This is a genomic window from Streptomyces sp. BHT-5-2 (assembly GCF_019774615.1).
GTDB lineage: Bacteria > Actinomycetota > Actinomycetes > Streptomycetales > Streptomycetaceae > Streptomyces.
The window spans coordinates 761,909-784,754 of record NZ_CP081497.1 but is presented as its reverse complement, the minus strand read 5'-3'; the positions used below and the strand labels follow the sequence as shown (position 1 = coordinate 784,754).

Annotated in this window: 21 protein-coding genes and 3 pseudogenes; 13 read left to right on the top strand and 11 right to left on the bottom strand. The window is 71.2% G+C overall.

Features of this window, described 5'->3' with window-relative positions; genetic code table 11:
* Positions 1-32 precede the first annotated feature (32 nt).
* Positions 33-944 (bottom strand): annotated as a pseudogene (locus tag K2224_RS41470) (alpha/beta hydrolase fold domain-containing protein); the annotation flags it as partial.
* Positions 945-1,342: 398 nt separating this feature from the next.
* On the opposite strand from K2224_RS41470, the gene K2224_RS31475 reads away from it, so the two are divergent.
* Genes K2224_RS31475 through K2224_RS31465 form a run of 3 tightly spaced genes read left to right on the top strand, consistent with a single transcriptional unit; the run spans position 1,343 to position 4,045 of the window.
* Positions 1,343-2,869, top strand: coding sequence for a zinc ribbon domain-containing protein (locus K2224_RS31475; RefSeq protein ID WP_260693586.1), 1,527 nt, complete (start codon positions 1,343-1,345; stop codon positions 2,867-2,869).
* Positions 2,870-2,906: 37 nt separating this feature from the next.
* The gene (locus K2224_RS31470) at positions 2,907-3,281 is read left to right on the top strand and encodes a hypothetical protein (protein WP_221910586.1); all 375 of its coding nucleotides are present in this window, start codon (positions 2,907-2,909) and stop codon (positions 3,279-3,281) included.
* Positions 3,282-3,334: 53 nt separating this feature from the next.
* Positions 3,335-4,045, top strand: a complete 711-nt coding sequence (locus K2224_RS31465) for a hypothetical protein (RefSeq protein WP_260693585.1) — start codon at positions 3,335-3,337, stop codon at positions 4,043-4,045.
* 47 nt (positions 4,046-4,092) lie between these two features.
* Here K2224_RS31465 and K2224_RS31460 read toward each other — a convergent pair whose 3' ends face one another.
* Both K2224_RS31460 and K2224_RS31455 read right to left on the bottom strand, forming a co-directional pair.
* Positions 4,093-5,856, bottom strand: a complete 1,764-nt coding sequence (locus K2224_RS31460; RefSeq protein ID WP_221910585.1) for a hypothetical protein — start codon at positions 5,854-5,856, stop codon at positions 4,093-4,095.
* 96 nt (positions 5,857-5,952) lie between these two features.
* Positions 5,953-6,567 (bottom strand): short chain dehydrogenase, encoded by a 615-nt coding sequence (locus K2224_RS31455; protein ID WP_221910584.1) that lies wholly within the window; start codon positions 6,565-6,567, stop codon positions 5,953-5,955.
* 258 nt (positions 6,568-6,825) lie between these two features.
* Between K2224_RS31455 and K2224_RS31450 the strand changes: the two are divergent.
* A pseudogene (locus K2224_RS31450) lies at positions 6,826-7,206 on the top strand (alpha/beta hydrolase); the annotation flags it as partial.
* Between the two features lie 99 nt (positions 7,207-7,305).
* Positions 7,306-7,668 (top strand): 5-carboxymethyl-2-hydroxymuconate Delta-isomerase, encoded by a 363-nt coding sequence (locus K2224_RS31445; protein WP_221910583.1) that lies wholly within the window; start codon positions 7,306-7,308, stop codon positions 7,666-7,668.
* 77 nt (positions 7,669-7,745) lie between these two features.
* Here the strand turns inward: K2224_RS31445 and K2224_RS31440 are convergent, their stop codons facing one another.
* Positions 7,746-7,943: a hypothetical protein gene (locus K2224_RS31440; RefSeq protein WP_221910582.1), complete on the bottom strand. Its 198-nt coding sequence runs from the start codon at positions 7,941-7,943 to the stop codon at positions 7,746-7,748.
* Positions 7,940-8,749, bottom strand: a complete 810-nt coding sequence (locus tag K2224_RS31435) for a glutamine amidotransferase-related protein (protein WP_399020573.1) — start codon at positions 8,747-8,749, stop codon at positions 7,940-7,942. Before K2224_RS31435 ends, K2224_RS31440 begins: the two co-directional genes overlap by 4 nt.
* A gap of 85 nt (positions 8,750-8,834) precedes the next feature.
* Here K2224_RS31435 and K2224_RS31430 point away from each other — a divergent pair, with 85 nt between their 5' ends.
* From K2224_RS31430 to K2224_RS31410, 5 genes are all read left to right on the top strand, one after another.
* Positions 8,835-9,734 carry a LysR family transcriptional regulator gene (locus tag K2224_RS31430; protein ID WP_221910581.1) on the top strand — a complete coding sequence of 300 codons (900 nt, stop codon included), beginning with the start codon at positions 8,835-8,837 and terminating at the stop codon, positions 9,732-9,734.
* Between the two features lie 320 nt (positions 9,735-10,054).
* Positions 10,055-10,378, top strand: a complete 324-nt coding sequence (locus tag K2224_RS31425; RefSeq protein WP_221910580.1) for a hypothetical protein — start codon at positions 10,055-10,057, stop codon at positions 10,376-10,378.
* 364 nt (positions 10,379-10,742) lie between these two features.
* Entirely contained in the window at positions 10,743-11,405 is a 663-nt protein-coding gene (locus K2224_RS31420) for a winged helix-turn-helix domain-containing protein (RefSeq protein WP_221910579.1), read from the top strand.
* A 456-nt stretch (positions 11,406-11,861) separates the two neighbouring features.
* Positions 11,862-12,626, top strand: coding sequence for an NUDIX hydrolase (locus K2224_RS31415; RefSeq protein ID WP_260693583.1), 765 nt, complete (start codon positions 11,862-11,864; stop codon positions 12,624-12,626).
* A gap of 241 nt (positions 12,627-12,867) precedes the next feature.
* Positions 12,868-13,623 carry a dienelactone hydrolase family protein gene (locus K2224_RS31410; protein WP_221910577.1) on the top strand — a complete coding sequence of 252 codons (756 nt, stop codon included), beginning with the start codon at positions 12,868-12,870 and terminating at the stop codon, positions 13,621-13,623.
* Positions 13,624-14,088: 465 nt separating this feature from the next.
* Here K2224_RS31410 and K2224_RS31405 read toward each other — a convergent pair.
* The 3 genes and pseudogenes from K2224_RS31405 to K2224_RS31395 form a co-directional block, all read right to left on the bottom strand.
* A pseudogene (locus K2224_RS31405) lies at positions 14,089-14,749 on the bottom strand (methionine ABC transporter permease).
* On the bottom strand, positions 14,749-15,657 hold the full coding sequence (locus K2224_RS31400; protein ID WP_399020566.1) for a methionine ABC transporter ATP-binding protein: 909 nt from the start codon (positions 15,655-15,657) through the stop codon (positions 14,749-14,751). The pseudogene K2224_RS31405 and the gene K2224_RS31400 overlap by 1 nt, the downstream one beginning before the upstream one ends.
* Complete coding sequence (locus K2224_RS31395; RefSeq protein ID WP_260693582.1) at positions 15,654-16,757, bottom strand: MetQ/NlpA family ABC transporter substrate-binding protein; 1,104 nt, start codon at positions 16,755-16,757, stop codon at positions 15,654-15,656. Before K2224_RS31395 ends, K2224_RS31400 begins: the two co-directional genes overlap by 4 nt.
* A 254-nt stretch (positions 16,758-17,011) precedes the next feature.
* Between K2224_RS31395 and K2224_RS31390 the strand changes: the two genes are divergently transcribed.
* Positions 17,012-17,521, top strand: a complete 510-nt coding sequence (locus K2224_RS31390) for an ABC transporter substrate-binding protein (RefSeq protein WP_260693581.1) — start codon at positions 17,012-17,014, stop codon at positions 17,519-17,521.
* A gap of 54 nt (positions 17,522-17,575) precedes the next feature.
* On the opposite strand, the gene K2224_RS31385 is transcribed toward K2224_RS31390, so the two are convergent.
* The 3 genes from K2224_RS31385 to K2224_RS31375 form a co-directional block, all read right to left on the bottom strand.
* Positions 17,576-18,022: a hypothetical protein gene (locus K2224_RS31385; RefSeq protein ID WP_260693580.1), complete on the bottom strand. Its 447-nt coding sequence runs from the start codon at positions 18,020-18,022 to the stop codon at positions 17,576-17,578.
* 319 nt (positions 18,023-18,341) lie between these two features.
* On the bottom strand, positions 18,342-19,634 hold the full coding sequence (locus K2224_RS31380) for an aminotransferase class I/II-fold pyridoxal phosphate-dependent enzyme (RefSeq protein ID WP_221910576.1): 1,293 nt from the start codon (positions 19,632-19,634) through the stop codon (positions 18,342-18,344).
* Between the two features lie 191 nt (positions 19,635-19,825).
* A complete protein-coding gene (locus K2224_RS31375; protein ID WP_221910575.1) occupies positions 19,826-20,818 on the bottom strand; it encodes an alpha/beta hydrolase in 993 nt (330 codons plus the stop codon).
* 201 nt (positions 20,819-21,019) lie between these two features.
* On the opposite strand from K2224_RS31375, the gene K2224_RS31370 reads away from it, so the two are divergent.
* The gene (locus K2224_RS31370) at positions 21,020-21,574 is read left to right on the top strand and encodes a PadR family transcriptional regulator (RefSeq protein ID WP_221910574.1); all 555 of its coding nucleotides are present in this window, start codon (positions 21,020-21,022) and stop codon (positions 21,572-21,574) included.
* Between the two features lie 349 nt (positions 21,575-21,923).
* A complete protein-coding gene (locus tag K2224_RS31365; protein WP_221910573.1) occupies positions 21,924-22,778 on the top strand; it encodes a DUF6424 family protein in 855 nt (284 codons plus the stop codon).
* The last annotated feature ends 68 nt before the right edge of the window (positions 22,779-22,846 follow it).

The following is a 22,846-nucleotide window of genomic DNA, read 5'->3' as shown; positions in this document are numbered from 1 at the left end:
CCCTCGCCCGCCCCGGAGAGATGGAAGGCATGTGGCAGATCCGTGTACTCGTCCAGGCACACGCTCACTCCGGCGGCGTCCGCGGCCTCGGCGAAGCGGCGCGCGTCGTCCCGCAGCACCTCGTCGGTGCCGACGGCGACCAGCAGCGGCGGCAGTCCGCGCGGATCGCCGTACAGCGGTGACTGGGGCGCCTCCTTCGGGTCGGCGCCGGCCAGATACGCGCGGGCCACGGCGTCCAGGACGCCCTGACCGAGCACGTCCTTCCCGTCGTTGGCGACCAGCGACGCACCGGTCAGGGCGAAGTCGGTGATCGGGGAGATCACGACCGCGGCGCCGGGCAGCGGACCGCCGGTGCGCCTGAGCTCCAGCAGGGCGGAGAGCACCAGGGTGGCGCCGGCCGACTCACCGACGAAGACCACCTCGGAGGCGGCGACGCCCTCGTCCAACACGGTCTGCCAGGCGGTGAGGACGTCCTCCAGCGCGGCGGGGTAGGGGTCGGGGGGCGCCAGACGGTAGTCCACGCGCAGGGCCGGTCGTCCGGTCGCCCGGGACAGCCGGTAGGCCATCACACGCTCGGCTTCGGGCATGGAGTGGGCAAACCCACCGCCGTGCACATAGAGCACCGCGCCGCCCCCGACACCCGGCGCACGCACCCAGTCGCCGCGCACCTCGGCATCGGCCGGGAGCGGGGCGGCGATCAGCGCATCGGCGTGGTCGCGGACGGCCTGCGCCTGCCCGGGCGCCGCGGGTACGACAGTGACGTTCAGCAACGATCCTCCGTGTGCGGGGTGGGGAGTGGGGGTGATGCCTGCGGGCGTCCCCTGAGAGCGGCAAGGCAGAACGGCGCGACCGCCGACCCGGGCAGCCAACTCCCTTTCCTTGCAGGCGAATTGGGTGCAAATCGGATGCCTGCAATCAAGGCCGCAGACCGCCGCCCCTCCCATGAAAGTTACGACGAGCGTAAATTTATTCGCCGCACGAGTCGGACGTCAACATCAATTACCGTGCGTCGGCGCCCGACCGTCACCGCACCCCAGGCACTCCCGCCGCCACGCCTCCGGCACTCGGCATCGTGGTTCGGGTCCGCCGGGCGGAGACGCGGAACGTTCACGCCGGCGCCAGGGCAACAAGACAGGAGCAGCCGGGGCGGTCGGGGGCGCGCCAGGTAACGGTCCCGCTTCGAAGTGCGACGGTGACGCTCCCTCAGTCGGCCCCCGTGGTGCACTGGAGGGACGTGGTGCCTATCAGGTACGGGGGAGCTATGACACGTTCAGCAGCGTGCCCCGGATGCGGCCGGGACACCGTTCCAGGGGACGCGTCCTGCAGTGCCTGCGGCACGGCCATGGACACCGAAGCGCCTACCGCGCAGCTTCCGTCGCCCGCCGTCCCCTCGATACCGGCCTCAGCAGCGGCGGCCCGGGCCGCCGCCCCCGTCCCCGGCCACGAGACCGCCAAGGGGATCGCCGACCGCCGTTCCGCCGGGCCGCGTTGGGGCGGTGAACGGGATCTGACCCGGTATCTGTGCGCGGCGGCCTATCTCGACCGTGACTTCGCCAGATCGCTCATCAAAGAGATCGCCGCCGAACCCCACCTCGGGGTGGCCGCAGCCCCTGCCTGCGATGTGCCGGTGGTGCTCCGGCACGCGTATCTGGCCAAGGCCCGCCGGCACGGCCGGGATCTCGTCCTCGCCGTACTGTTCCTGCTCGGATTCGTCTTCCTCTTCTGGGGCGGGCCTCTTCCCGTCCTGCTGACGTTCCTCCTTTCCTGGGTGACGGTGCTCTCCTTCGAACTGTCGACCTTCTACGGCCGCTATCTGCAAAACCTCCGCCCCGACCGCTTCGACCCCAAGAACGCGCCGCGTCCGCTCAACGGAAGCGTCGCGACACGCCTCGGCCAGATCGCCGCGTACGCCGGCGGAAACGTCACCACCTACAGCGGCTACTCACCCTTCATCGGCTACGGAACCGAACTCGAGTCGTGGTCCCTCTCGTTCGACGTCACCACATCGAGCCGGCCGGGCGGCACACCGCGGAACTTCGACGTCAAGGAACTCTACGAGCACATCGCCGAACGGGTCGGCACCCTTTCCCTCCCGTGCCTGGAAATCGAGGAAAGGGTATTCGTCGACGGCGCGACGGTACTGGGCGACAAACGCTTTCTGCCGCAGCCGCTCGGCCGGCCCGTCGCCCGTATTCCCGCCGAGCTGCTGGATTCTCTGAAACGCGCCCCCGAAGAAGGCGCCCGCCCCTACCTGGCCGTGCATTCCACCAGCTGGCGCGGCGAACTCGTCACCTCCCTCTTCCTCCGATTCTTCCGCTCGGACTCCAATCTCTTCGTGGAGGCCGTACAGACCGTGCTGTTCCCGCTGCGGGCCCAGTACCGCATCATCGACACCCTGATGCCCCGCCCGCGCCTGGGCGAACTCGTCGTCCTGCTCGCTCGGACGCTGGCCGGCACGATCTTCGTGCTGCTGGCCGCGCCGGTACGGGCCATCGCCGGATTCTTTCCGGACTACGCCATGAAATGGCGCATCCGCCGCCAGGACAAACTCATCACCCGGCTACGCCGATTCAACTACGGTGCCCGGCAGAGCGTCCGCCAGCAGGCGTCGACCACACAGCACCTCCGCTATTTCCAGAAGGCTGACAGCGGAATGGTCATCAAAACGGTCGAACGGCGGGTCCTGGCCGCCCTCGTGGAATTCGCCGAGGCGCACGGCATCGATGTCGATGAACTGATCCAGCGTCAGGAAGTCATCATCAACAACGGCATCATCGCGGGCGAGGGAGCGAAGGTGGAATCCAGCTCCGTCGCCTCCGGTGAGAAGTCCCGGATCTCGATGAACATCCTCAAGAAGATCGCGAGCTGACGCGCACCAGCGCCGCCCGAGACGAAGGACCATGACCATGCAGCGCAACAACGGCATCACCGCCACCGGCGGCTCGTCCGTCGTCGGCAACGCCGTCGCCAGCGGCAAGAACGCAAAAGCCGAGGTCCACAATGCCGGCCCGGGCCAGGCCGAAGGACCCCGGCAACAGCGCACGCCCCAGGAGATCGCCGAACTGCTCGCCCAACTCGTCGACGCACTCGGCCGGTCCGAACACCCCGAGCGTGCCGACCTGATCGAGGCCGCGCAGGACGCCCGCGAGGAACTCTCCACCGAGTCCCCGCGCCGCGGCAAACTCAGGCTCCTCGCCAGAGCCCTCGTGGACGCCGTCCCCGGTTTCACCGCACTGACATCCCTGGCGGTCACCATCGAAGAGGCCATTCACGGTCTGTAGCCCGTCAGAGGGCGGGCGAGGCAGCGGCCGGAGGCCGAGGAACGGAGGGAACCATGCCATCCTGCATCCACTGCGGCGCTCCCCTCGGGGATCCCTTCGCGGCCTCCTGCCCGCAATGCGGTATGCCCAACGACGACGGCGCGAGGGACCACGCCTACCAGCCCCACTCCCCCACGCGCGGCTACGTCCGGGTCGGTCCCACCGTCCTCCCCCAGTGGCTCCTGTGGCTGCTGGCCGTCCTGCTCGTCGGCGGTGGCATCACGGCCTACGTCGTCATCCACTCCGCCGACGGCGCCTCCCAGTCCATCGACTTCGGGCCGTCCGGCGGTCCGCCGCCCACAACCACGGATGCCGGCCCCACCCCGACACCCGACTCCGACCTGCCCATCACTCCGGACACCTCACCGACCCCAACCCCAACCTCAACCCCGACGCCGACGCCGACACCGACGCCCAACAGCGACACCGATACCGACTCCCCGAACGCAATCGTCGAGAAGTTCTACGACGCGATCAACTCCCGGGACTTCAGGACGGCCTGGGACCTCGGTGGCAAGAACATCGGCGGCGACAGCTACACCGACTGGGTCTCCGGCTACGACAGCACCGTCCACATCGACCTCAGCACGGAGGACTCCGACGGCGGCGACGAGGTCCACACCGTCGTCCGGGCCCTCCAGAAGGACGGCTCGGTGAAGGTGTTCGAGGGGACCTACACGGTGTCCGACGGCGCCATCGTCAACGCCGACATGTCGGCGCAGTGATGGCGCCGTGCGTGCGCGGTCAGTGCAGGGCGGTCAGTGCAGGGCGGTCACGAGCCCCCGGTCGGATGCTGGTGCAGATACTGGAGACGGCTCTGCGCCGTGGAGACATGGCGGGGGTCGAGCGCGGGCAGCTGGCGCAGCAGATTGATCAGCTCAGGGCCGTTCTCGATGGCCTGGTCCGGGATGGTGATCTGGTTCCAGCAATAGTGGGCGCCGCGGGCCGCGTTGAGGACTTCGGCGGAGTCGGACGGCTGATGGGCCAGTCGTGTGCGGGCGGCCGCCACCCACAGCTGCGTGGCCAGCGGCCAGCGGCCGGCGATACGGGCCAGATCGGCCCGGATTTCCGCCCATTCGGTGGCTTGCGGCGAATCGTACCCATAGCGCTGCAGTGCCTGTTGCTCCCAGGCCGCCGCCATCTCCGCGGCCTGGTCGTGCCGACCGGCCTGCGCCGCCTGCCAGATGAGGGGCTTGGGGTCGGGCACGGGGGTCGGCGACGGGGACGCGGGGGGCGGTGTGGGGGTCGGCGTGGACTGTTGCGGGAGTGCAGGCTGCGGTGGCGGAGTGGGCTGTGCCGCGGGTGCTTCCGGGAGCGGGTCAGGGGCGGGCCGGTGCTGCTGTGACACCGGAGGTGCTGGAGGCCCCGCAGGCGGCGGGGGTGGAGGTGGAGACGAGAGCGGGGGTGCCTGGGGGGCGTTCCGTTCGGCCGGAGGGGCGGCCGAACCGGAGGAGTCGGGATCGCCGGCGAACCATGCGGCGGCGGGAAGCGGCGCCGAGGCAGGCGCAGGCGTCGGGTCCGGGACAGGGGCAGAGGCAGGGGTGGGCGCGGTGGCGGGCGCGGAAGCGGGCGGAAGGGCCGCCGGCTGCTGCGGTGCCGGTACGGGGAACGGACTCGGCGCGGCGGGTTGCTGCTCCTGGTGCGCGGGTTGCTGCTCCTGGTACCAGGGCTGGTCGCCGATGTGGGGCCGGCCCTCGTACGCCGCGGCCGTCGGGTACGGCGGGAAGGCGTCGAACTCCGCCGGAGCCGGCACGGGCGCGGGCGCGGCATCCCGGCGGCGGAGGACGGGCAGGAAGGAGCGGTCGCCGGACAGCAGTCGCTTGATCGGTGCTTTTGGCTGGGTTTCAGCGGTGTCGGACGGGTAAGTACCCTGGCCCTGCGGGGCGTTCGGCAGGACAAGCGTGCCGGGCGGTATGGCGGCGGCCGCCACCGCCAGCGTGTGCAGTCGGGTGTCCGCGGGCCGCTCCGGCTGGGAGCGCAACACGTCGATCAGGTGCTGGGTGTAGACGCTGATGCCGTCGGCCGTCCCGGAGAGGCCGGGCGGCGTGATGACCCCGTACACCTCGGCGTTCACTTCCGGCAGCCCGCCGCGTTCACGGAGTACGGACCAGGCGCCCTTGTCGGCGGCCACGTCGATCAGCACGGTCGTGGGTCCGGGCCGCCGGCGCAGCTCGTTCTGCACCCATTCCCAGGGCAGTCCGGTGTAGCGGGTGGTGCCGGCGGTCGAGCCTGGGGACGCGAGGTGGAGCCGGTGGTTCTTGCGGTCCACGGTCAGCAGTCCGGCGAGGTAGACGAGCAGCGGCCCGGAGGCCGCGGCGGCCGTGCGCAACCTGATGAGCATGGTGTTCTGGTCACGTGCGCCATCGAGGTGGACGAGGTCGGCCGGCAGGGTGCTGCCGAGCAGCACGGGGACGGGAACGGCCGTCAGCGCGGCCAAATTGGCGCTGGGTATCACCTGGACGGTGCGTCGGTGCGTGGCCCTGGCCCCCGCGATCAGCAGCACGTGGCCGCGCTGTTCCTCCCCGCTGGTCTGCATGGATGCACCCTACTCATGCGGCAGCCCGGACGACCGCCCGGCTGTCGGATATTTGCCGGTCCGGGCCGGGCGCACCGCCGGGTCCGCCGACAGCGTTCAGCCCTTGCGGGCCTCCGGTGTCCCCGGTTCGACGATGCGCCCACGGTCGGCGCCTGCCAGCAATGCGACATAGGCGCGGACCACCTCGGCAACGGGGGTGCCCACCGCCGCATCGCGCCCGATGGCACGCAGGGTCTCCGAAATCCAGCCGGGGCTCACGGCGTTGAGGCGGATGCCACGCGGCATCTCCTGCGCCGCGGTCCGGACGAATCCGGCGAGACCGGCGTTGACCAGTGCGGTGAAGGACAAACCGGGCTCGCTGAACTCGAAGATGCCGCTTGTGAGGATGACGGATCCGTCATCGGCGAGGTAGCGGGCGGCACGGCGGGCCAACTGGACCTGGCCGAGGAGCTTGGCGTCGAGACCGGTGAAGTAGTCGGCGTCGGACGGGGCGTCGATCCGGGAGATCGCGCCGCTCGCCGCGACCGCGACCACGGCGTCGACGGGGCCGAGCGTGGCGAACAGGGCGTCGATGGAGGCGGGCTCCGCCAGATCGACCTTGACGGGGCCGCTCCGGGAGGCACGGATCACCTCGTGCTCCGGATGCGCTTCCAGGGTGTCGGCGAGGGACGAACCGATGGTGCCGGTGGCGCCGATGACGACGATCTTCATGCACGGGCTCGCGATCAGTCGAGTGGGAGATGGGAAACGGGGAGTTGCGTGGAGTGGGGAGTTGAGTGGAGTGGCGCGTGAGTGGGGTGAGTTGATCGGTAAGCGTCGTTCGACGCTATCCAATTCCCATGGTGGGGCACTCCGTTGCGGGCTCGTTGTCAGTGGCCTCCGTTACCTTTCCCTCATGACGGAATTCGTGCTGGTTGCCGGTGCATGGCTGGGGTCCTCGGCGTGGGAGGAGGTGGTGCCGCAGCTGCGGGCGGCTGGCCGGAGGGGCGGGCCGTGGTGGAGGCGTCGACAGCCGCGAACGGAGGGGTCTGTCCACCGTTGGGCCCGGCCGGCTTCGAGGGCCAGGGGCTCACCGGCGAGCAGGTGGCCCGGCTCGTGGCCGGTGCCACCCCGCATCCCGGTGCCACCCTCACCGAGCCCGCCGTTCTCTCCCGCCCGCTCGGCGAGTTGCCCACGACGTACGTCAAGTGCCTGCTCGACGGTCCCGAGCCGACGCCTGACGTGGCCGCGCTGCTGAGCGGCGAGCGGTGGCAGCTGGTCGAGATGGCCACCGGCCACTGGCCGATGTTCTCCCAGCCGCACGAGCTGGCCCGCGTCCTCCTCGACGCGGCCGAGCGCCCGGGCGCGTAGCACCCCGCGGCACGGGGGTGAGTACCGGGGCTCGGCACAGCCCGTCCGGTGCATGGCGGAAAATGGTTGCATAGCGAAGACGCATCCGAGAGGTCCCCCATGCCCCACATCACCGTCGACTACTCCGCACAGCTGGCCGGCGTCTTCGACCGGCAGGCGTTCGCGCGGGAGCTGCACCCCATGGTGCTCGAAGGGAGCGGCTCGGCGGGGGTGTGCAAGACCTTCTTCCGTCCGGCAGCGGACACCTACGTCGGTGACCAGGAGGGCGAGCAGGTGGCCTTCGTGCATGTGGCCGTCGGGCTGCTGCCGGGGCGTCCGGACGAGCTGAAGGGCCGGCTGTCGGAGGATGTGCTGGCCCTGCTCGGCAAGCATCTGTCCGGGGACGAGGCGCACGAGGTGGTGTCCTCGGTGGAGGTACGGGACCTTGCCGGGTCGTATCGGCTCCATCACACCTCACGGTGATGAGCACCGCCCCGTGGCTGCCCTCCCCTCCTCTCGCACGGCGGCGACCTGGACACACCTGGCCGGACTGGCCGGGCTCAGGCGCGGTCCGTGGTCGCGGCTCGTTCCGATGGTGCGCTGGTGAGGTGGGCGGTGCCGTCCACGCGTAGGGCGGCGAGTGCGGCGTCCGGGGCGGGGGCCAGCGGGCTGCCGGCGTGGGCGTCCGGCACGGTGCACGCGCGGAGCCAGGCATATAGGAGGGCGCCCGGTCGGCCGCGTCCGGCGTTCGGGTTCACCGGGTTCGGGCGTGCTGGACGGCGGCGGTGGCCAGGCCGGTGATCAGCGGGTGGGCGCGGGTGCCGTCACCGTCCAGTTCGGGCTGGAAGAGGGTGGCGAGGAAGAACGGGTGGCCGGGCAGTTCGGCGATGCGGACCTCGCCCGCGGCGTCGGTCCCGGTGAAGGCCAGCCCGTGGGCGCGCAGCACGTCCAGGTGGCGGGGGTTGGGGGCGTAGCTGCAGTGGTAGCGGGCCCGGGTGCGTTCGGTGCCGAGCAGAGCGGCCGAGCGGGAGCCGGGGATGACGTCGACGGTTCCCTCATGGCCGACGAGTGAACAGGCGAGCGGGATGAACACCGCGTCCTCCTCGGCGAGGTGCGGATCGTTCTCGGCGTGGCCGGCGCGGGTCAGGCCACAGACGTTGCGGGCGAACTCCAGCAGCGCGTGCTGGAAGCCGCCGCAGGTGCCCAGGAAGGGGATGCCGGATTCGCGGGCCGTGCGGATCGCGGCCAGGACGCCGGCCTCGCTGCGGTAGGGGCTGCCTGGCAGCACCCAGATCGCGTCGAAGCCGGTCAGGTCCTCGTCCGCGTCGTCGGAGGGGATCCAGTAGGCGTCCAGGTCGAGTCCGTCGCGGACGCGGAGCGCGTCGAGGAGGCCGGGGATGCGGTGGTGCGAGCGGACGGCTTCGGAGCGGTCGCCTACGAGGGCGAGGCGGGCCAGGGGCGCGCTGCGCTCCGACGGCGCGGCGGGAGCGAGGGGTGCGGGGCCCGCGGTACGTGGGGAGCCTGAGGCGCGTGGGATGGATGTCCTGTCGTTCATGGCAGTCATCCTGCTGTGCGCCGCGGCATCAGGTCCAACGATGATTCATGCACTACGGATAAGGGATTCTGATGCAGATGCGATACTGCGGTCCATGGATCCGCATCTGCTGCGCACCTTTGTTGCGGTTGTCGACCACCGCTCGTTCTCCGGTGCCGCGGTGGCGCTCGGTTACACCCAGTCCGCGGTCTCCCAGCACATCGCCGCCCTGGAAACCGACTTGGGCAGTCGGCTGGTCGAGCGCCGGCCGGTGGCGCCCACAGCGTCCGGAGCGCGCTTGATGGAACACGCCCCGGCCCTGTTGCTGCGGCTGGACGCCGCCCGTGCGGACATCGCCCGGCTGCACCAGGACCGACCCACCCGGCTGACCGTGGCCTGCTCGCCGGCGGCCCTCGCCCCCACTGTGGCGAAGGCTCTCGCCGAACTGCGCGCCGCCACCCACGCGCTGGAGTTGGAGGTGCGGGTCATGGGCCGGGAGGCGGTGCTGGCGGAGGTGTTCACCGGGCGTGCCGACGCCGGGTTCGTCGACGGCGCGGCCGCCCCCAGCGATCCGCTCCCGATGCCCGATCTCGGTCCCACCGTCACGCTCGCGGCGGCCGAGGAGGCCCTGTCGGTGCTGTTCCCGCACGGTCACCCCCTGGCGCGGCGCCGTGCGGTGCGGCTGACCGATCTGTCCCAGGCACAGTGGATCGACGCCCCCGACACCGCTGTCCCCCTGGACCGGCTGCGGGCGGTCTGCCGCACCGAGGGGTTCGGGGCACGGATCCGGCACCGCGGCACCGACCTGCACGGCCTGGCGGCCCTGGCTGCCGCCGGGCACGGCCTGACCGCACTGCCGCTGTCGGTGGCAACCACCCTCCCGGGCGTCGCCGCCATCACCGTTTCCGAACCCCGCCTGGTCCATCGCACGGAGCTCGTCCACCCCGTCAACCCCACTGCTCCCGCACGGCAGTTGGCCGAACTGATCACCGAACGGGTCGTGACCGACGTCTGACACTCGACGCCCGACGCCCGACGGAATCCGCACGCCTCACCGCGGCTCTCGCCGCCGAAACGCCGCCGGTCCCTGCCTGGTCGAGGGAGCGGGTCTGATCCGCCAGTCGCGGGCCGCCGGCGCACGCCTGGCGTACGCGCTGACGACGGTGGACGCCGCGACCGCCGACCGGCGCCCGTACCAGGAGCTCAACGACGCGCAGGTGCCCGTCCCCCCGTGCGCGCAGGGCTGCTGCGCAAGATCACCGGAGCCGCGAAACCGGTGGACTGGCTGGCGGTCGCCCATCTCCCGGCGCCGGCCCAGGCATCCGATTCCTAGCGGTGCCGTTGATGGTGCTCGCCTGCGAACTGCGCACGCCGCTCGAACGACTGGGCCGCGATATCGGTGCCGGTTCGGCGGAAGTGCGGGACGCGGTCGCGCCGTTGCTCGACCGCGGACATGTCGAGCCCGCCGCGGACGACCCTGCCGACTTCGTCCTCACCGCCCAGGGCAGGCAGGCCATCGCCGCCCTGTGGGCCGTTGAGGAACGGGCCGAGGAGGCCCTCTACGCAGGTTTTGGCGCAACCGAACGCGACCAGTTGCAGCGCCTGTTGCGCCGGGTTCAGGACAACGCGCTCCGCTTGGCGCAGACCCCGGACGACTGAATCGGCACCGGCTCCGCACACGCGGGACGTACGCGTCGCACGCCTGAACGCCTATGGAACCCGGGCCGCCTGAGGTGCGCCCCGAACACCGGCCGGGCGCAGGCGGCGCGTTGGCCCCGACTGCCGCCGACTTCCGCCAAGGCACCAGTTGCCGCACGGCTCCCGCGGGTATCGCCACCGGCCCGGGCACTTCCAGTCAGCCGACGGTCCTATGCCCGAAGCATCTCCCACAGTCAGGGATCGGCCTTCGATACCAGGTCACGAGTCGGTCAGTTCGTCACTGCAAGGCCGTCCCCTCTCCCGCCTCACGGTCGTTGGGCGTATGGTGACTGGAATCTCATTCCCCCGTGAGGTTAGGAAACACATGACTGAGTCCGTTCTCCATCAGACCATCCAGAATCTCGAAGGCGTGCTGCCCGAGCTCGAAGAGCAGGAGCGGCACCTTCGCAACCAACTCGACGCCGTGGTGCAGCAGGCGACTTCCGCCCGCAGTGCCCTGGAACACCTTCGTGTCTTGACCAGCGCCGATCACTCCGACAGGCAGCCCGTGGCCGCCGGCTCGGCCTTCGCCGGAGTGTCGGCCGACGCGACTGGCGCCGAGGTGGCCTCGGCGGCGGTTGCGGCCGAGCCCGGAGCGGAGGCCGTTGCGGAGCCTGCCGTCGAGGCGTCCGTCGTTCCGCAGCCGCGAACTGCGACGTCGCCCCGTACCAAGCGTCGCCCGGCGAAGAAGGCGGCCGCCAAGAAGCCCGCGGCGGCGAAGCCCAGGGCGAAGAAGGCAGCCACCAAGCCTGCCGTCGCGGCCAAGCAGCCGGGCGCGGCGGAGCAGGAGTCCGGCAGCCTGCTGGACGCCGCGTTGGAGGTGCTGAAGAAGGCCGGCGAGCCGATGCGTCCCCGGGACATCAACACGGCACTGGGCCGGGATGCCACCCCGGGCCAGATCGAGTCCGTGCGGAACACCCTGGACCGGGCCGTGAAGAAGACCGACCTGGTCACCCGCCCGGGTCGGGGTACCTACGCGGCTGCCTGACACCGCCGGACACGGCGTGGGTGCGTGCCTGCCGCGTGGATCACCCCACCGGCGGGCCCGCACGCCCCAGCCACTCCCCGACCCGATCCGCGGCGTGCCTGCCGGCGCGCCGTCAGCGTGCCGCTCGCCCTCGCAACTCCCCTATGAACCAGCCCAGTTGGAAGCTTTGCAGGGGTTGAGTTCCCGCCCGGTCCGGTGCGCCCACGATACCTTCCCGCCCGCCTGTCCTCACCCGGACGGCGGGCGTTCCCACGGCACGACCCGGCCGCGAGGGCATCACCACCACGGCGCGGTGCGCGATCCTGTGGACATGCTGCTGCCGCTCTTCGAGATCGCCTGCCGTACTCGCCGTCATGGTGCCGGCCTGGAACTTCGCCGTCGGATTCGAGGCGCTGCTCCACTCGAACCATGGTGGGCGGCGGGTGCGGCCGGACCGCGGCGTGGGGAGGTGCGGTCGTGACGGAGTCGTCCTCGGGTGCCGCCTCCGGCGCGGAGGTGCTGGAGGTGCGGCGGGTGCGGCTGGTGGAAGTCCCCGCACCGGGGTTGTCGTCCGACGAACGGCTGGTCATGGACCGTGCCTGGGACGCGGCGGTGCGGGCCAACCCGAGCCTGTTCGACGGGCCGGTGGTGGCATGTGCGGGCCTGGCGCAGGAGGGCCCCGACGGTGTGGTCGTCTCCTGGGTGCGGACGACCTACCGGCACTACGCCGTGCGCCGGGTCCCGGGCGTCACGGCATGGCTGCCGGGCCTGTTCGTCGCCGTGGTGCAGCCCTCGGACGACGGACGGATGCTGGTGGGTCGGCAGTCCTCGTGGACGGCCGCGCCGGGGCGCTGGCAGCTGCCCGGCGGCTCCCTCGAACCACCCGCTCCCCACGTGACGCTCGATCTCGCAACGCTCCGGTGGTACGCCGCCCGGGAACTGGCCGAGGAGACCGGGCACGAGGCGTCACCCGAGGAACTGAGCCTGTGGCTGGTCACGCGCGGGGTGCGCAGAAGTGTCGGGGTACTGTTCCGCGCGCCCGTCCGGCCGGCGTCCTGGCTGCTCGAACGGTATGCGGCGGTCGCCTCGTCGGAGGCGGCGCAGGGGCGCGCACCGGAACTCGACCGGATCCGCCTGGTGCGCGCGCCGGAAGAGCTGGCGGGCCTGGACGGGCCGTGCGTGGACTATCTGGCACCGGTTGTCCGCCGGTACGCGGGGACTGTGGACGGAGCAGATGCCTGACGCGACGTCAGGTCCGCTCCGCCAGGCACGGGCCGGGCACGAGGTTCCGCCGCCGGTTCCCGACCCGTACGTCCTCGCACCCCTGCCCGCGTACGGTCCGGGAACCCCTACCCGGGCTCCCTGGGCGGAAGTTGTACGCGGCAAGGGGTTACCGTGTGGAGGTCCGCCGGCCGTGAAGCCGGTCGGTGGAGGGGCGGCCGCTTGTGGTGCGTCGCCCGGATGTCTGAGAAAAGGTGTGAAGATGACCAACGTGCATGGTGAATCGATCGACCTGCCCACACCGGACGGGACCGCCGACGCCTATCTCGCCCACCCCGACGACGGCGCTCCGCACCCCGGCGTCCTGCTGTACATGGACGCCTTCGGGGTGCGCCCCGCGCTGCAGGAGATGGCCCGGCGCCTGGCCGGACACGGATACACGGTGCTGATGCCCAATGTCGTCCACCGCGCCGGGCGCGCGCCGGTGGTGGAGCTGCCGGAGCACATCGACCTGACCGAGCGGCCCGAGATCTTCGCCAAGCTCGGCCCGATCCTGCAGGCCCTCACCCCGGACGTGGCGATGCGGGACGCCGGTGTGTATCTCGACTGGCTGTCCGCGTCGCCCCTGGTCGCGGACGGTCCGGTGGGCACCACCGGTTACTGCATGGGTGGTGTGCTGGCCATCCGTACCGCCGCGGCGTACCCGGACCGGATCGCGGCCGCGGCCGCCTTCCACGCCGGCCGGGTGGTCACCGACGCCGAGGACAGTCCGCACCGGCTCGCCGACCGCATCACGGCGGAGCTGTACTTCGGTCACGCCGACGAGGACACGTCGATGACGCCCGAGCAGATCAAGACGCTGGAGCGGACCCTGGACGCCGCCGGGGTGCGGTACCGCAGCGAGCTGTACGAGGGCGCCCACCACGGGTACACCCAGAAGGACACCGCGGTGTACAACCCGGAGGCGGCCGAGCGGCACTGGCGGGCGCTGCTGGATCTCTTCGGCCGGACGCTCTGAGGCACCCGGGCCGAGGCAGGCGGCCGTACGGAGCGAACGGCCGCCTGGTTCGGTTCGGCAACCGGTTCCGGTCGGGGCGAAGCCGCAGGCGGGCATGGGCGTCGGTGCCGAGTGCCCGGCACCAGATGGCGGAGGTGACGCGGTTCCAGACGTCGTCCTTCTTGGGATCGCCGCTGACGTCGTCCAGTTTCACGCACCAGCGCTCCGGCCGGACCACCCGCCGGTAGGTCTCGGTGCCCCTGCGGGTCTTCCGGTAGTCCTGGTAGTGCTCGGTGGTGTACAGGTCTTCTCGGTCCGGCCGCTGCGCCTGGTGTGCTTGACCTGCCTGATGGCATCGGTGCAGGTGGGGACCAGGTGCGGGCGGGTGGCGGAGGTCGGCCGGCAGGCCGAAGACGCCGTCCTGGTGGGGTGCGACGGCCTGGCCGTGGCCGCCCGTGGCCAGGCCGTCGTGCGCGGCGGTCGGTCTCAGCGCCTGAGGACCTTGCGCGACAGGAAGTTGCCGAGCAGTTGGGCCGCCTGGACCAGCACGATGAGGATGACGACGGTCACCACCATCACCCGTGTCGAAGCGCAGATAGCCGTGGGTGATGGCGAGATTGCCGACTCCCCCGCCGCCGACCGTGCCGGCGATGACCGAGAAGTCGATCAGTGCCACCAGCATGAACGTCATGCCGAGGATCAGCGGCCCGAGCGCTTCGGGCACCAGTACCGTCAGCAGGATGCGTACGGGTCCGGTGCCCATCGCGCGGGCCGCCTCGATCACGCCGGGCTCGACGGCGAGGAGATTGCTCTCCACGATGCGGCCCACCCCGAACGTGGCGATGACCGTCATGGGGAGGATCACCGCGTCGGTGCCCACCGCGGTGCCGATCAACTCCCGTGTCATCGGGGAGAGTACGACGATGGCGATCAGGGCGGGCACCGGCCGGACGATGTTGACCAGTGTGCTCAGGACGGCGAAGACGACCCGCTGTTGGAGGAGGCCGCCCTTGCGGGTGGCGTAGAGGGCCAGTCCGACGACCAGGCCGAGGACGCCGGCGAGGGCGAGGGTGGCCAGCACCATGTACAGCGTCTCGCCGGTGGCTTCGGCGATCTTGGGCCAGAGCAGGCCCCAGTCCTGCTGGATCATGTGCTCACCTCCGCCAGCACCGATGCGGCGACGGCCTCGTCCACACCGTGTCTGCGCAGTGCCGCGGGGAGCAGGTCGAGGAGTGGTGATGCCTGGACGGCGCTGCGGACGAAGGCGCGGGTGGTGGGGTGCTGCGGGGCGGCGAACAGCTCGCGGACCGGGCCGGTTTCCACGATCCGTCCGGCGTCCATGACCGCCATCCGGTCGCAGAGCGCCCGCACGACCGCCATCTCGTGGGTGATGAGCACGATCGTGACGCCGAGTTCGTCGTTGATCCGCCGCAGCAGGGCCAGTACCTCCTGGGTGGTCTGCGGGTCGAGGGCCGAGGTGGCCTCGTCGCAGAGGAGGAGGCGGGGGCGGGTCGCCAGGGCGCGGGCGATGCCGACGCGCTGCCGCTGGCCGCCGGAGAGCTGTTCGGGATAGCGCCGTGCCTGGTCGGCGAGTCCGACGAAACGCAGGGCCTCCTGTGCCCGGTCCCGGGCCTGTGTCCGGGAGGCGCCGGACAGCCGCAGCGGGTAGGCGACGTTGCCGAGGACGGTGCGGGGGCGGAAGAGGTTGAACTGCTGGAAGACCATGCCGATGTCCCGGCGGGCGGCGCGGAGTTGACGACTGCCGAGGGCGGTGAGGTCCTGTCCGTCGACCGTGACGGTGCCGGTGGTGGGGGTCTCCAGCAGGTTGATCAGGCGCAGCAGGGTGGACTTGCCGGCGCCGCTGTGGCCGACGATGCCGAAGACACCGCCCGGTTCGACGGCGAGCGTGACCCGGTCGACGGCGAGGGTGCCGCCGGTGAACTCCTTGCTGATGTCGCGGAGTTCGACGATGTGGTCGTTGCTGCGGTCGACGACTCGGGTGCCCTGTGAGGTGACGCGGCCACGTGGTGGTGCCGGTGACTGGTGAGCGGTCACGAGGCCCCCTTGAGCTGCTTGGCCACGCGGGCCAGTTCTCCGGCCAGTTCGGTGGCGGAGAGGTCGAGGTGGACCGCGGTGCCGTTGGAGTTGCGTCGGGCCTCGTCCTGTACCGCCTTGCCGGCGTAGAGCTTGACGATCTCGGCGTAGTCGGGGTTGTCCCGCTCCGCGGCGCGGGCGGCGATGACGTTCAGGTAGGGGCGGATGTCCGGGCTGTGCGGATCGTCCTTGAACAGGGCGGTCTCCGCGCGGATTCCGGAGAGGGCGGCGACGCCGTCGTTGATGACGGCTGCGTCCACGTCGGCGAGCAGCCGGGGCGTCTGCTGTGCGTTGACGGGGGTGAACCGCAGGTGGTGGGGGTTGGCGCTGATGTCGTCGGCGGTGGCGTAGAGGCCGGTGCCCGGTTTCAGTTCGATCAGCTTGGCACGGGCCAGCAGTCGCAGGGCGCGGCCTTCGTTGGCGGGGTCGTTGGGATGGGCGATGCGTGCGCCGTCGGGGAGGTCGGTGAGCCGCTCGGCCTTTTTGGAGTACAGGCCCATGGGGACGACGGTGGTGGGGGCGAGCGGCACGATGTCGGTGCCGTTCTCGGTGTTGGACTGGGCGAGGAACACCAGGTGTTGGAAGGCGTTCAGTTCGATGTCGCCGGCGGCGAGTGCCTTGTTGGGGAGGGAGTAGTCGTCGAAGGGCACCACCTCGACGTCGAGTCCTCGCTTCTTCGCCTCCTTGGCCAGGACGTCCCATTCGGCGGCGTCGCCGCTGACGCCGACCCGGATGCGGTGGGCGTCGGTTCCGGAGGTGCCGCAACCCGCGACGAGGAGGGTGAGGGCGACGGCGCCGGCGGTGAGGAGCGTCCGGCGTCGGGACGCGGGACGTCGGGGTGCGAGGCATGGGGTGGTGTGGTGGTGCATGGTGCTCGTTCCCTTGGGTGGTGGGTGTGGGCGGGGCGCCTGGCTCTTGTGGAGCTGCGGCGGCCCGGATTCGAAGTAGCCGCGCGGCGAGAGGGCCAGCGAGGACAGGACGTAGGAGATGACGACGGCCGGGGCCGGCCACAGAGCGTAATGACCCAGGCGTTTGACGAGGTGGGAATCGCGGGTGGGCATCCTTCGCGGGAAGCGGTGCGGCCAGACGCTACCGCACCGTCCGCCGGACGCCGGTCCGTTGCGTGAACCCTTCATTGCAGCCTTGATAAATGCCCTGAACTGGCTCTTTGGAAAGGTCTGGACCGGATTACGGTGCCTGTGTGCCGCGGTCGTGCGGCGCTCGTCCACCGAGAGGAACCGCCGTATGAACCGGGCCCGCAGCGCCATGGCGTTGGCCGTCGTGACCCTGTCGACCGCCGTGGTGCTCACTGCCTGTGGTCGCCGAGGTCGTCTCCACCCGTCCGCAGGTGGTCCGCTACCGCCTGGACCCGAAGGCGAAGTGGTCCGACGGAAAGCCGTTGGGCCGGCGGGACTTCGCGGCCCGGTGGCAGGCGCTGAGCGGTTCGGACAGGCGGTTCGCCGCCGCGGACACCAGCGGCTGCCCCCAGATGTCCGACGTGGCCCGGGCTGCCGACGACCAGGAGGTCACGGTCACCTTCGCCACCCCGTACGCCGACTGGCAGCGGCGGTTCGACCCGCTGCTGCCGGCCTCGCTCAACGCCACCCCGGAGAGCTTCGCCACGGCATGGCCGGGCCGGGTCCTCGGCAACCACTTCTTCATGCCCAACCAGGAGGGCTACCAGGACAATTCAGGTGCGTACGGGAAGCGCGACACCGACCGCGCAGGGCAACTTGCTGGCGGCGGCCGGCTGGCGGGACAACGGGCCGGGCAGGCCCCGCACCAAGGCCGGCTGGCGAACAGCCCTACAAGGCGGGCCGGTTGAAGTGAACCGCCCCTGCGGCACGGGTACCGGCACCCGGGGTCGGTGCCGCCCCCGTCAGCTCCAGAGCTGTGTGGTGACGACCCGGGGCGTGCCGGCCGGCCGGTCGGCGGGGTAGGTCAACGTCACCCGGGTGTAGTGCTGCTGCCCGGAGTGCCCGGACCGGGCTTGCGGGCTGTCGAGGCGCACCCGGACCGGGTAGCCGTGGAAGTGGCCCGCGGCGCAGTACGGCCGGCAGTCGTTGACCATGTCCGTGCCGACCGCCGCCGCGGACCGGGACGTCCAGTGCGACCAACGCAGGGACTTCAGAACGTTGTTGCCGTCGCCGCAGGCGAGGATGAAGCTGCCGGGGCGCTCCTGGGCCTTCCCCACGCAGTCGATGACCGCCACGCGCTCGGCGCCGGGCGGCGTGGCGGCCGCGGAGACGGAGGCCGGTGCGGTGGCCATAGCCAGCGCCGCCCCGGCACAGACCATGAGTGCTGCCGTTGCCCTGTGAACTCGCATAACCGCTCCTCAGCCGCGTCGCGCGGCGTGGACACCTAGGACACCGGCTGCGACGCAGGGTGCGGTCGCCGTCACGGCCCGAACACGTCCCCGCGGGGCTGTCGCTGCCTCTCTCTGCGGAGAAGGCTACGACCGCCGCACCCGACGGCGCCACCCGGACCGGCCGGACCTGCCGCCGTTCCGCAATGTGTGCCGCCAACCACCCAGCGTGCCCGGCCGGATGCCGCACACGACGACACCCGCCACGGGCGCGGCCGGCGTCCTCCCGATCACCCCGGGCCGACGCGGCGCCGCGGCAGCCGGCGGCCGGCCCGTCGACTCAGGCCGGGTCGCCGGAGGACGTCAACAGCCCCTCCACGGCGGCGAGTTCGACGCACAGGGCCAGGCCCTCCACGGCGTCGAGCAGCTCGTCGGGGCCGGGGTAGCTGGGCGCGATGCGGATGTTGCGGTCCCGGGGGTCCTTGCCGAGCGGGAAGGTGGCCCCGGCGGGCGTCAGGGCGATGCCGGCGTCGCCGGCCAGCTCCACCACGCGGGCCGCGCAGCCGTCCGGGACGTCCAGGCTCACGAAGTAGCCGCCCCGGGGCCGGGTCCAGGAGGCGATCCCGGTGCCGCCGAGCCGCTTCTCCAGCACGGTGTCGACCAGTTCGAACTTGGGCCGCAGCACGGCGGCGTGCCGTTCCATGTGGGCGTCCACGGCGGACGCGTCGGGCAGGAAGCGGGCGTGCCGCAGCTGGTTGACCTTGTCGGGTCCGATGGTCCGCTTCGAGAGGTGGCCGAGCAGCCAGGCGACGTTGGCGGGCGAGGAGCCGAAGAAGGCGACACCGCTGCCGGCCATGGTGATCTTCGAGGTCGAGCCGAAGACGAACGCCCGGTCGGGGTGGCCGTGCTCGGCACACAGGCCGAGGACGTCCGCCAGGGGCTCGTCCTCGCCCGCCAAGCGGTGCACGGCGTAGGCGTTGTCCCAGAAGATGCGGAAGTCGGGGGCGGCGGTCTCCATCGCGGCCAGGCGCCGCACCGTCTCGGCGGAGTAGGTGACGGCCGTGGGGTTGCTGTACTTCGGTACGCACCAGATGCCCTTGACCCGCTCGTCGGCGACGAGGCGTTCGACCTCGTCCAGGTCCGGGCCGGTCCCGGTCATCGGCACCGGGATCATGTCTATGCCGAGCTTCTCGCAGAGCGCGAAGTGCCGGTCGTAGCCGGGTACGGGACACAGCACGGCCGTGCGGCCCTCCCGCGGCCAGGGCGCGGTGGAACCCGGTACGCCGAACAGCACGGCGTCCACCATGCACTCGTACATCAGCTCAAGGCTGGAGTTGCCGAAGGCCACCAGCTGCTCGGCCGGCACCTGGAGCGGCCCGGAGAACGTCGCCCGCAGTTCCGGCAGGCCGTGCAGCCCGCCGTAGTTGCGGCAGTCCGTACCGTCCTGGGCGGCGTGGCCTTCGTCGGCACCCGGAAGACCCAACAGGGGCTTGGCCAGGGACAGTTGCTCGGCGGACGGCTTGCCGCGGGTCAGGTCCAGGCGCAGGCCCCGCTCCTTGAGGCGCCGGTGTTCGTCGCGGAGCGCGGTGCGTCGCTCGGACAGCTCGGCGTGCGTGAGTGCGGTCAGTTCCATTCCTCGTCCTTCCTCGTCCCTTACGCCCTTTCCCCGTCCGCCGGCGGTCGCGGCGGACGCGGGGCAGGGCCCACCGTAGCCGGAGCGGATCCTGACCACCTGCCCAATTCCGCACGTCCGATGCGGGCCGGATGTCTGGCGCGGTGTGACGTGGCGGACACCCGGCCCTGATGCGGTCGGATCCGCGGAGGTCAGGCCCGCGCGGCCGGTGTCCGCGATGTGGACGTCAGGGCCGCGCGCAGGGCGGCCAGCCAGTGTGCGGTGGTGCGGCGGGCCAGTTCGGTGTGCGGTGCGTAGCCCTCGAAGAAGTGCCAGGCACCGGGGACGTCCTTGGTCTCGACGGGGACATCGGCCTCCGTGAGCCGGCGGGCGTAGTCCAGTCCCTCGTCGCGCAGCGGGTCGAGTCCGCAGGTGAGGACGTAGGCGGGTGGGAGGCCCGAGAGGTCGGTGGCCCGGGCGGGCGCGGCGTAGGCGGGGGTGTACGGGGCCCGGTCGGGGCCGAGGTACGTGTCCCAGGTGTGCGCCAGCCTCACGGAGTTGGTGATCCGGCGATCGGTGATCCGCCGCGCGGAGGTGGTGCGGAGGCGGTCGTCCAGGCACGGGATGAGGAGCCCCTGCCAGGCGATGCCGGGGCCTCGGCGGTCACGGGCCATGAGGCAGACCGCGGCAGCGAGATTGCCGCCCGCGGAGGCCCCGGTGACGGCGATCCGGTCGGCGTCCAGACCCAGTTCCGCGGCGTGTGCGGCCATCCACTCCAAGGTGGCGTAGCAGTCCTCGACGCCCGCGGGGTAACGGTGTTCGGGGGCCAGGCGGTAGCGGACGTCGACCACGACCGCACCGGCCGCGGCGCATGCCTCGCGCGCCATGGGACCGGGCCCGTCCAGCTCTCCGTAGACGAAACCGCCGCCGTGGAGGTAGAGCACGCCGGGCAGTACGCCCGTCGCGCCGGCGGGGCGGAGCACCTGGACGTCCAGGGTGTTGCCGTCCGGGCCGGACAGGGCGGCGTGCCGGACGGTGACGCGGGGGTCGTGCGCGGGCATCGACGGCGCCATCAGCCTGCGGAAGTCGGCCCGGAGCGCCGCGACGTCGGTGTACGGATTCTCCGGGCGCTCGGGCAACGCGGCGAGGACGTCGGCCAGTTCCGGGTGTACGGCGAGGTGCGTCGAGTTGGTTTGGGCATTCATGCGGTATTCGTCCCCGTTCTTCGGCAGGCGGGCAGTCGGCCGGGTGGGCAACCAGGGGGCCGCATCGCGGCTGCGGCGATACGACTCGGCCCGCCCTTCCCGACATCATCTCATTGATATGGTCGCAACGAGATGGAAGGTACGGTCTCAATGAGACCATGTCAAGGAAACGGATCAGACAGAGGGAACGACGAGGGAACGATGGCGGAGTACAGCCCGGCCAGGTACGTCGTACTGGGCCTGATCGCCCGGCACGGACCGATGACGCCGTACGAGCTCAAGGCACGCGTCGAGGACGACATCCAGCCCTTCTGGCCCATCCTGCACGCGCAGCTCTACCGGATCCCGCCCGAACTGGCCGAGGCCGGCCTGCTGCGGGAGGAGGCCGAGACCACCGGGCGGCGCCGCCGGATCTTCCATCTCACCGCCGCCGGCCGCACCGCGCTGGGCCGCTGGCTGGCCGACCCCGACACCGCCGAGGCGGAGACCCGCGACCCGGCCCAACTCAAGCTCTTCTTCGCCGACCTCGGCGACCCGTCGGACATCGTCGCGCTCGCCGCCCGTCAGGCCGAGCGGCACCGGAAGTGGCTCGCGCACTACACCTCGCTGCGCGCCGAACTCGACCCCGGAAAGGATTCACGAGAGCGATCCCGGGCCCGATTGCTGCGCCTCGGCGTACTGCACGAACGCGCCCATGCGGAGTTCTGGGAATCGATCGCCACCGATCCGGGCCGACTGGACGATCCGCTTTCCTGAATCATCACCGCTCGCCATTTCGCGCGCCGGCCGGCATCGCCATTGCACCGCCATTCACGGGAAATCGAGTCGCGATAACAGCATTCCCCCCTCTCCAATTCTCCAATACGCCGCGAAAGAACCGCCAACGCCTTCCTCCGCCGGGCGACAACTACCGCACGTGACACCCCAGTCGCCGCCAGAGAGGGGCCGAGGAGCCCGTTCCGGGCAGGGCGAACAGCGGTAGCATTTGCTAGAGAGGGCGACTCATACCGTCGCCGCATTCCGGGAGTTGGCGCAGGACGGGCGGCCCGACGAGCCGTTTCCCCCTTCTCTCCGTGCATCTCCCGGCCCTCGGACGGAGAGCACCATGAAGACCACATCAGGGAACCAGAACACGGCAGCGGGCCAGGCGGCAGCGGATACCCACACCGAGCACGAAAACCACCCATGGACGATATCCGTGGCGGACCACCCGCAGCGCACCGACAGCCCGGGCTACAAAGCCAGTCGGGCGTTGATGAACAAGCTCGTCGACACCGTCGGTGACTGGACGTTCTCCCCCGGCCCGTATCAGGACCACCACGGCGGCGGTGTCTGGGTGAAGGACCACGACGGGTGGATGTGCCTGTTGACGCTGATGGGCGTCGAGTGGTCGGCGCAGTTCTGCGCGGACCCGGCCAAGGTGGACCAGATCCGCCAGCTCGCGGCCCGCGTGGTCGCCGCGTTCCCGGACACGCTGCCCGGCTATGCGTCGTTCGGCTACCACGACGGCGAGGATCTCCTGAACACGCCGATACAGACCGCCGAGCAGGTCGCCAACTGGACGGACTCGATCTTCAACGCCTCGGTGCCGCTGCCTGCCGGGACCCACTCCGGAGTGCTCCCGACGGCGGCCGGCTACCACCACTACCCGAAGCCGATCGTGGACATCGACTACTTCCGCTTCGACGACTTCAACCTGTTCGTCCAGGACAGCAACGGCCTGTCGGTGGCGGTCGTCCCGGTCGCCCCGCGCGGTTCCGGCGACGGCCGGGTACGGGTGCTGGCCGCCCACCCCGACTCGCCGTACGCCAGGCACCTGGTCGCGCCCAGCGGCGGGCACCGCCCCGAGATGTCCGGCGAAACCGAGGGCCTGGCCGTCGAGAAGGACAGTGCGGTCCTCCCCGCCGGCGACGCCCTGGCCCAACAGGCGTTCCGCCGCCAGCAACGCATACCCGCATAGCCCCGACCAGGGGCCGGCACGGCCCGCACCAGGGCCGTACCGCAACCACCCCGGGCCGGCCTCCACCC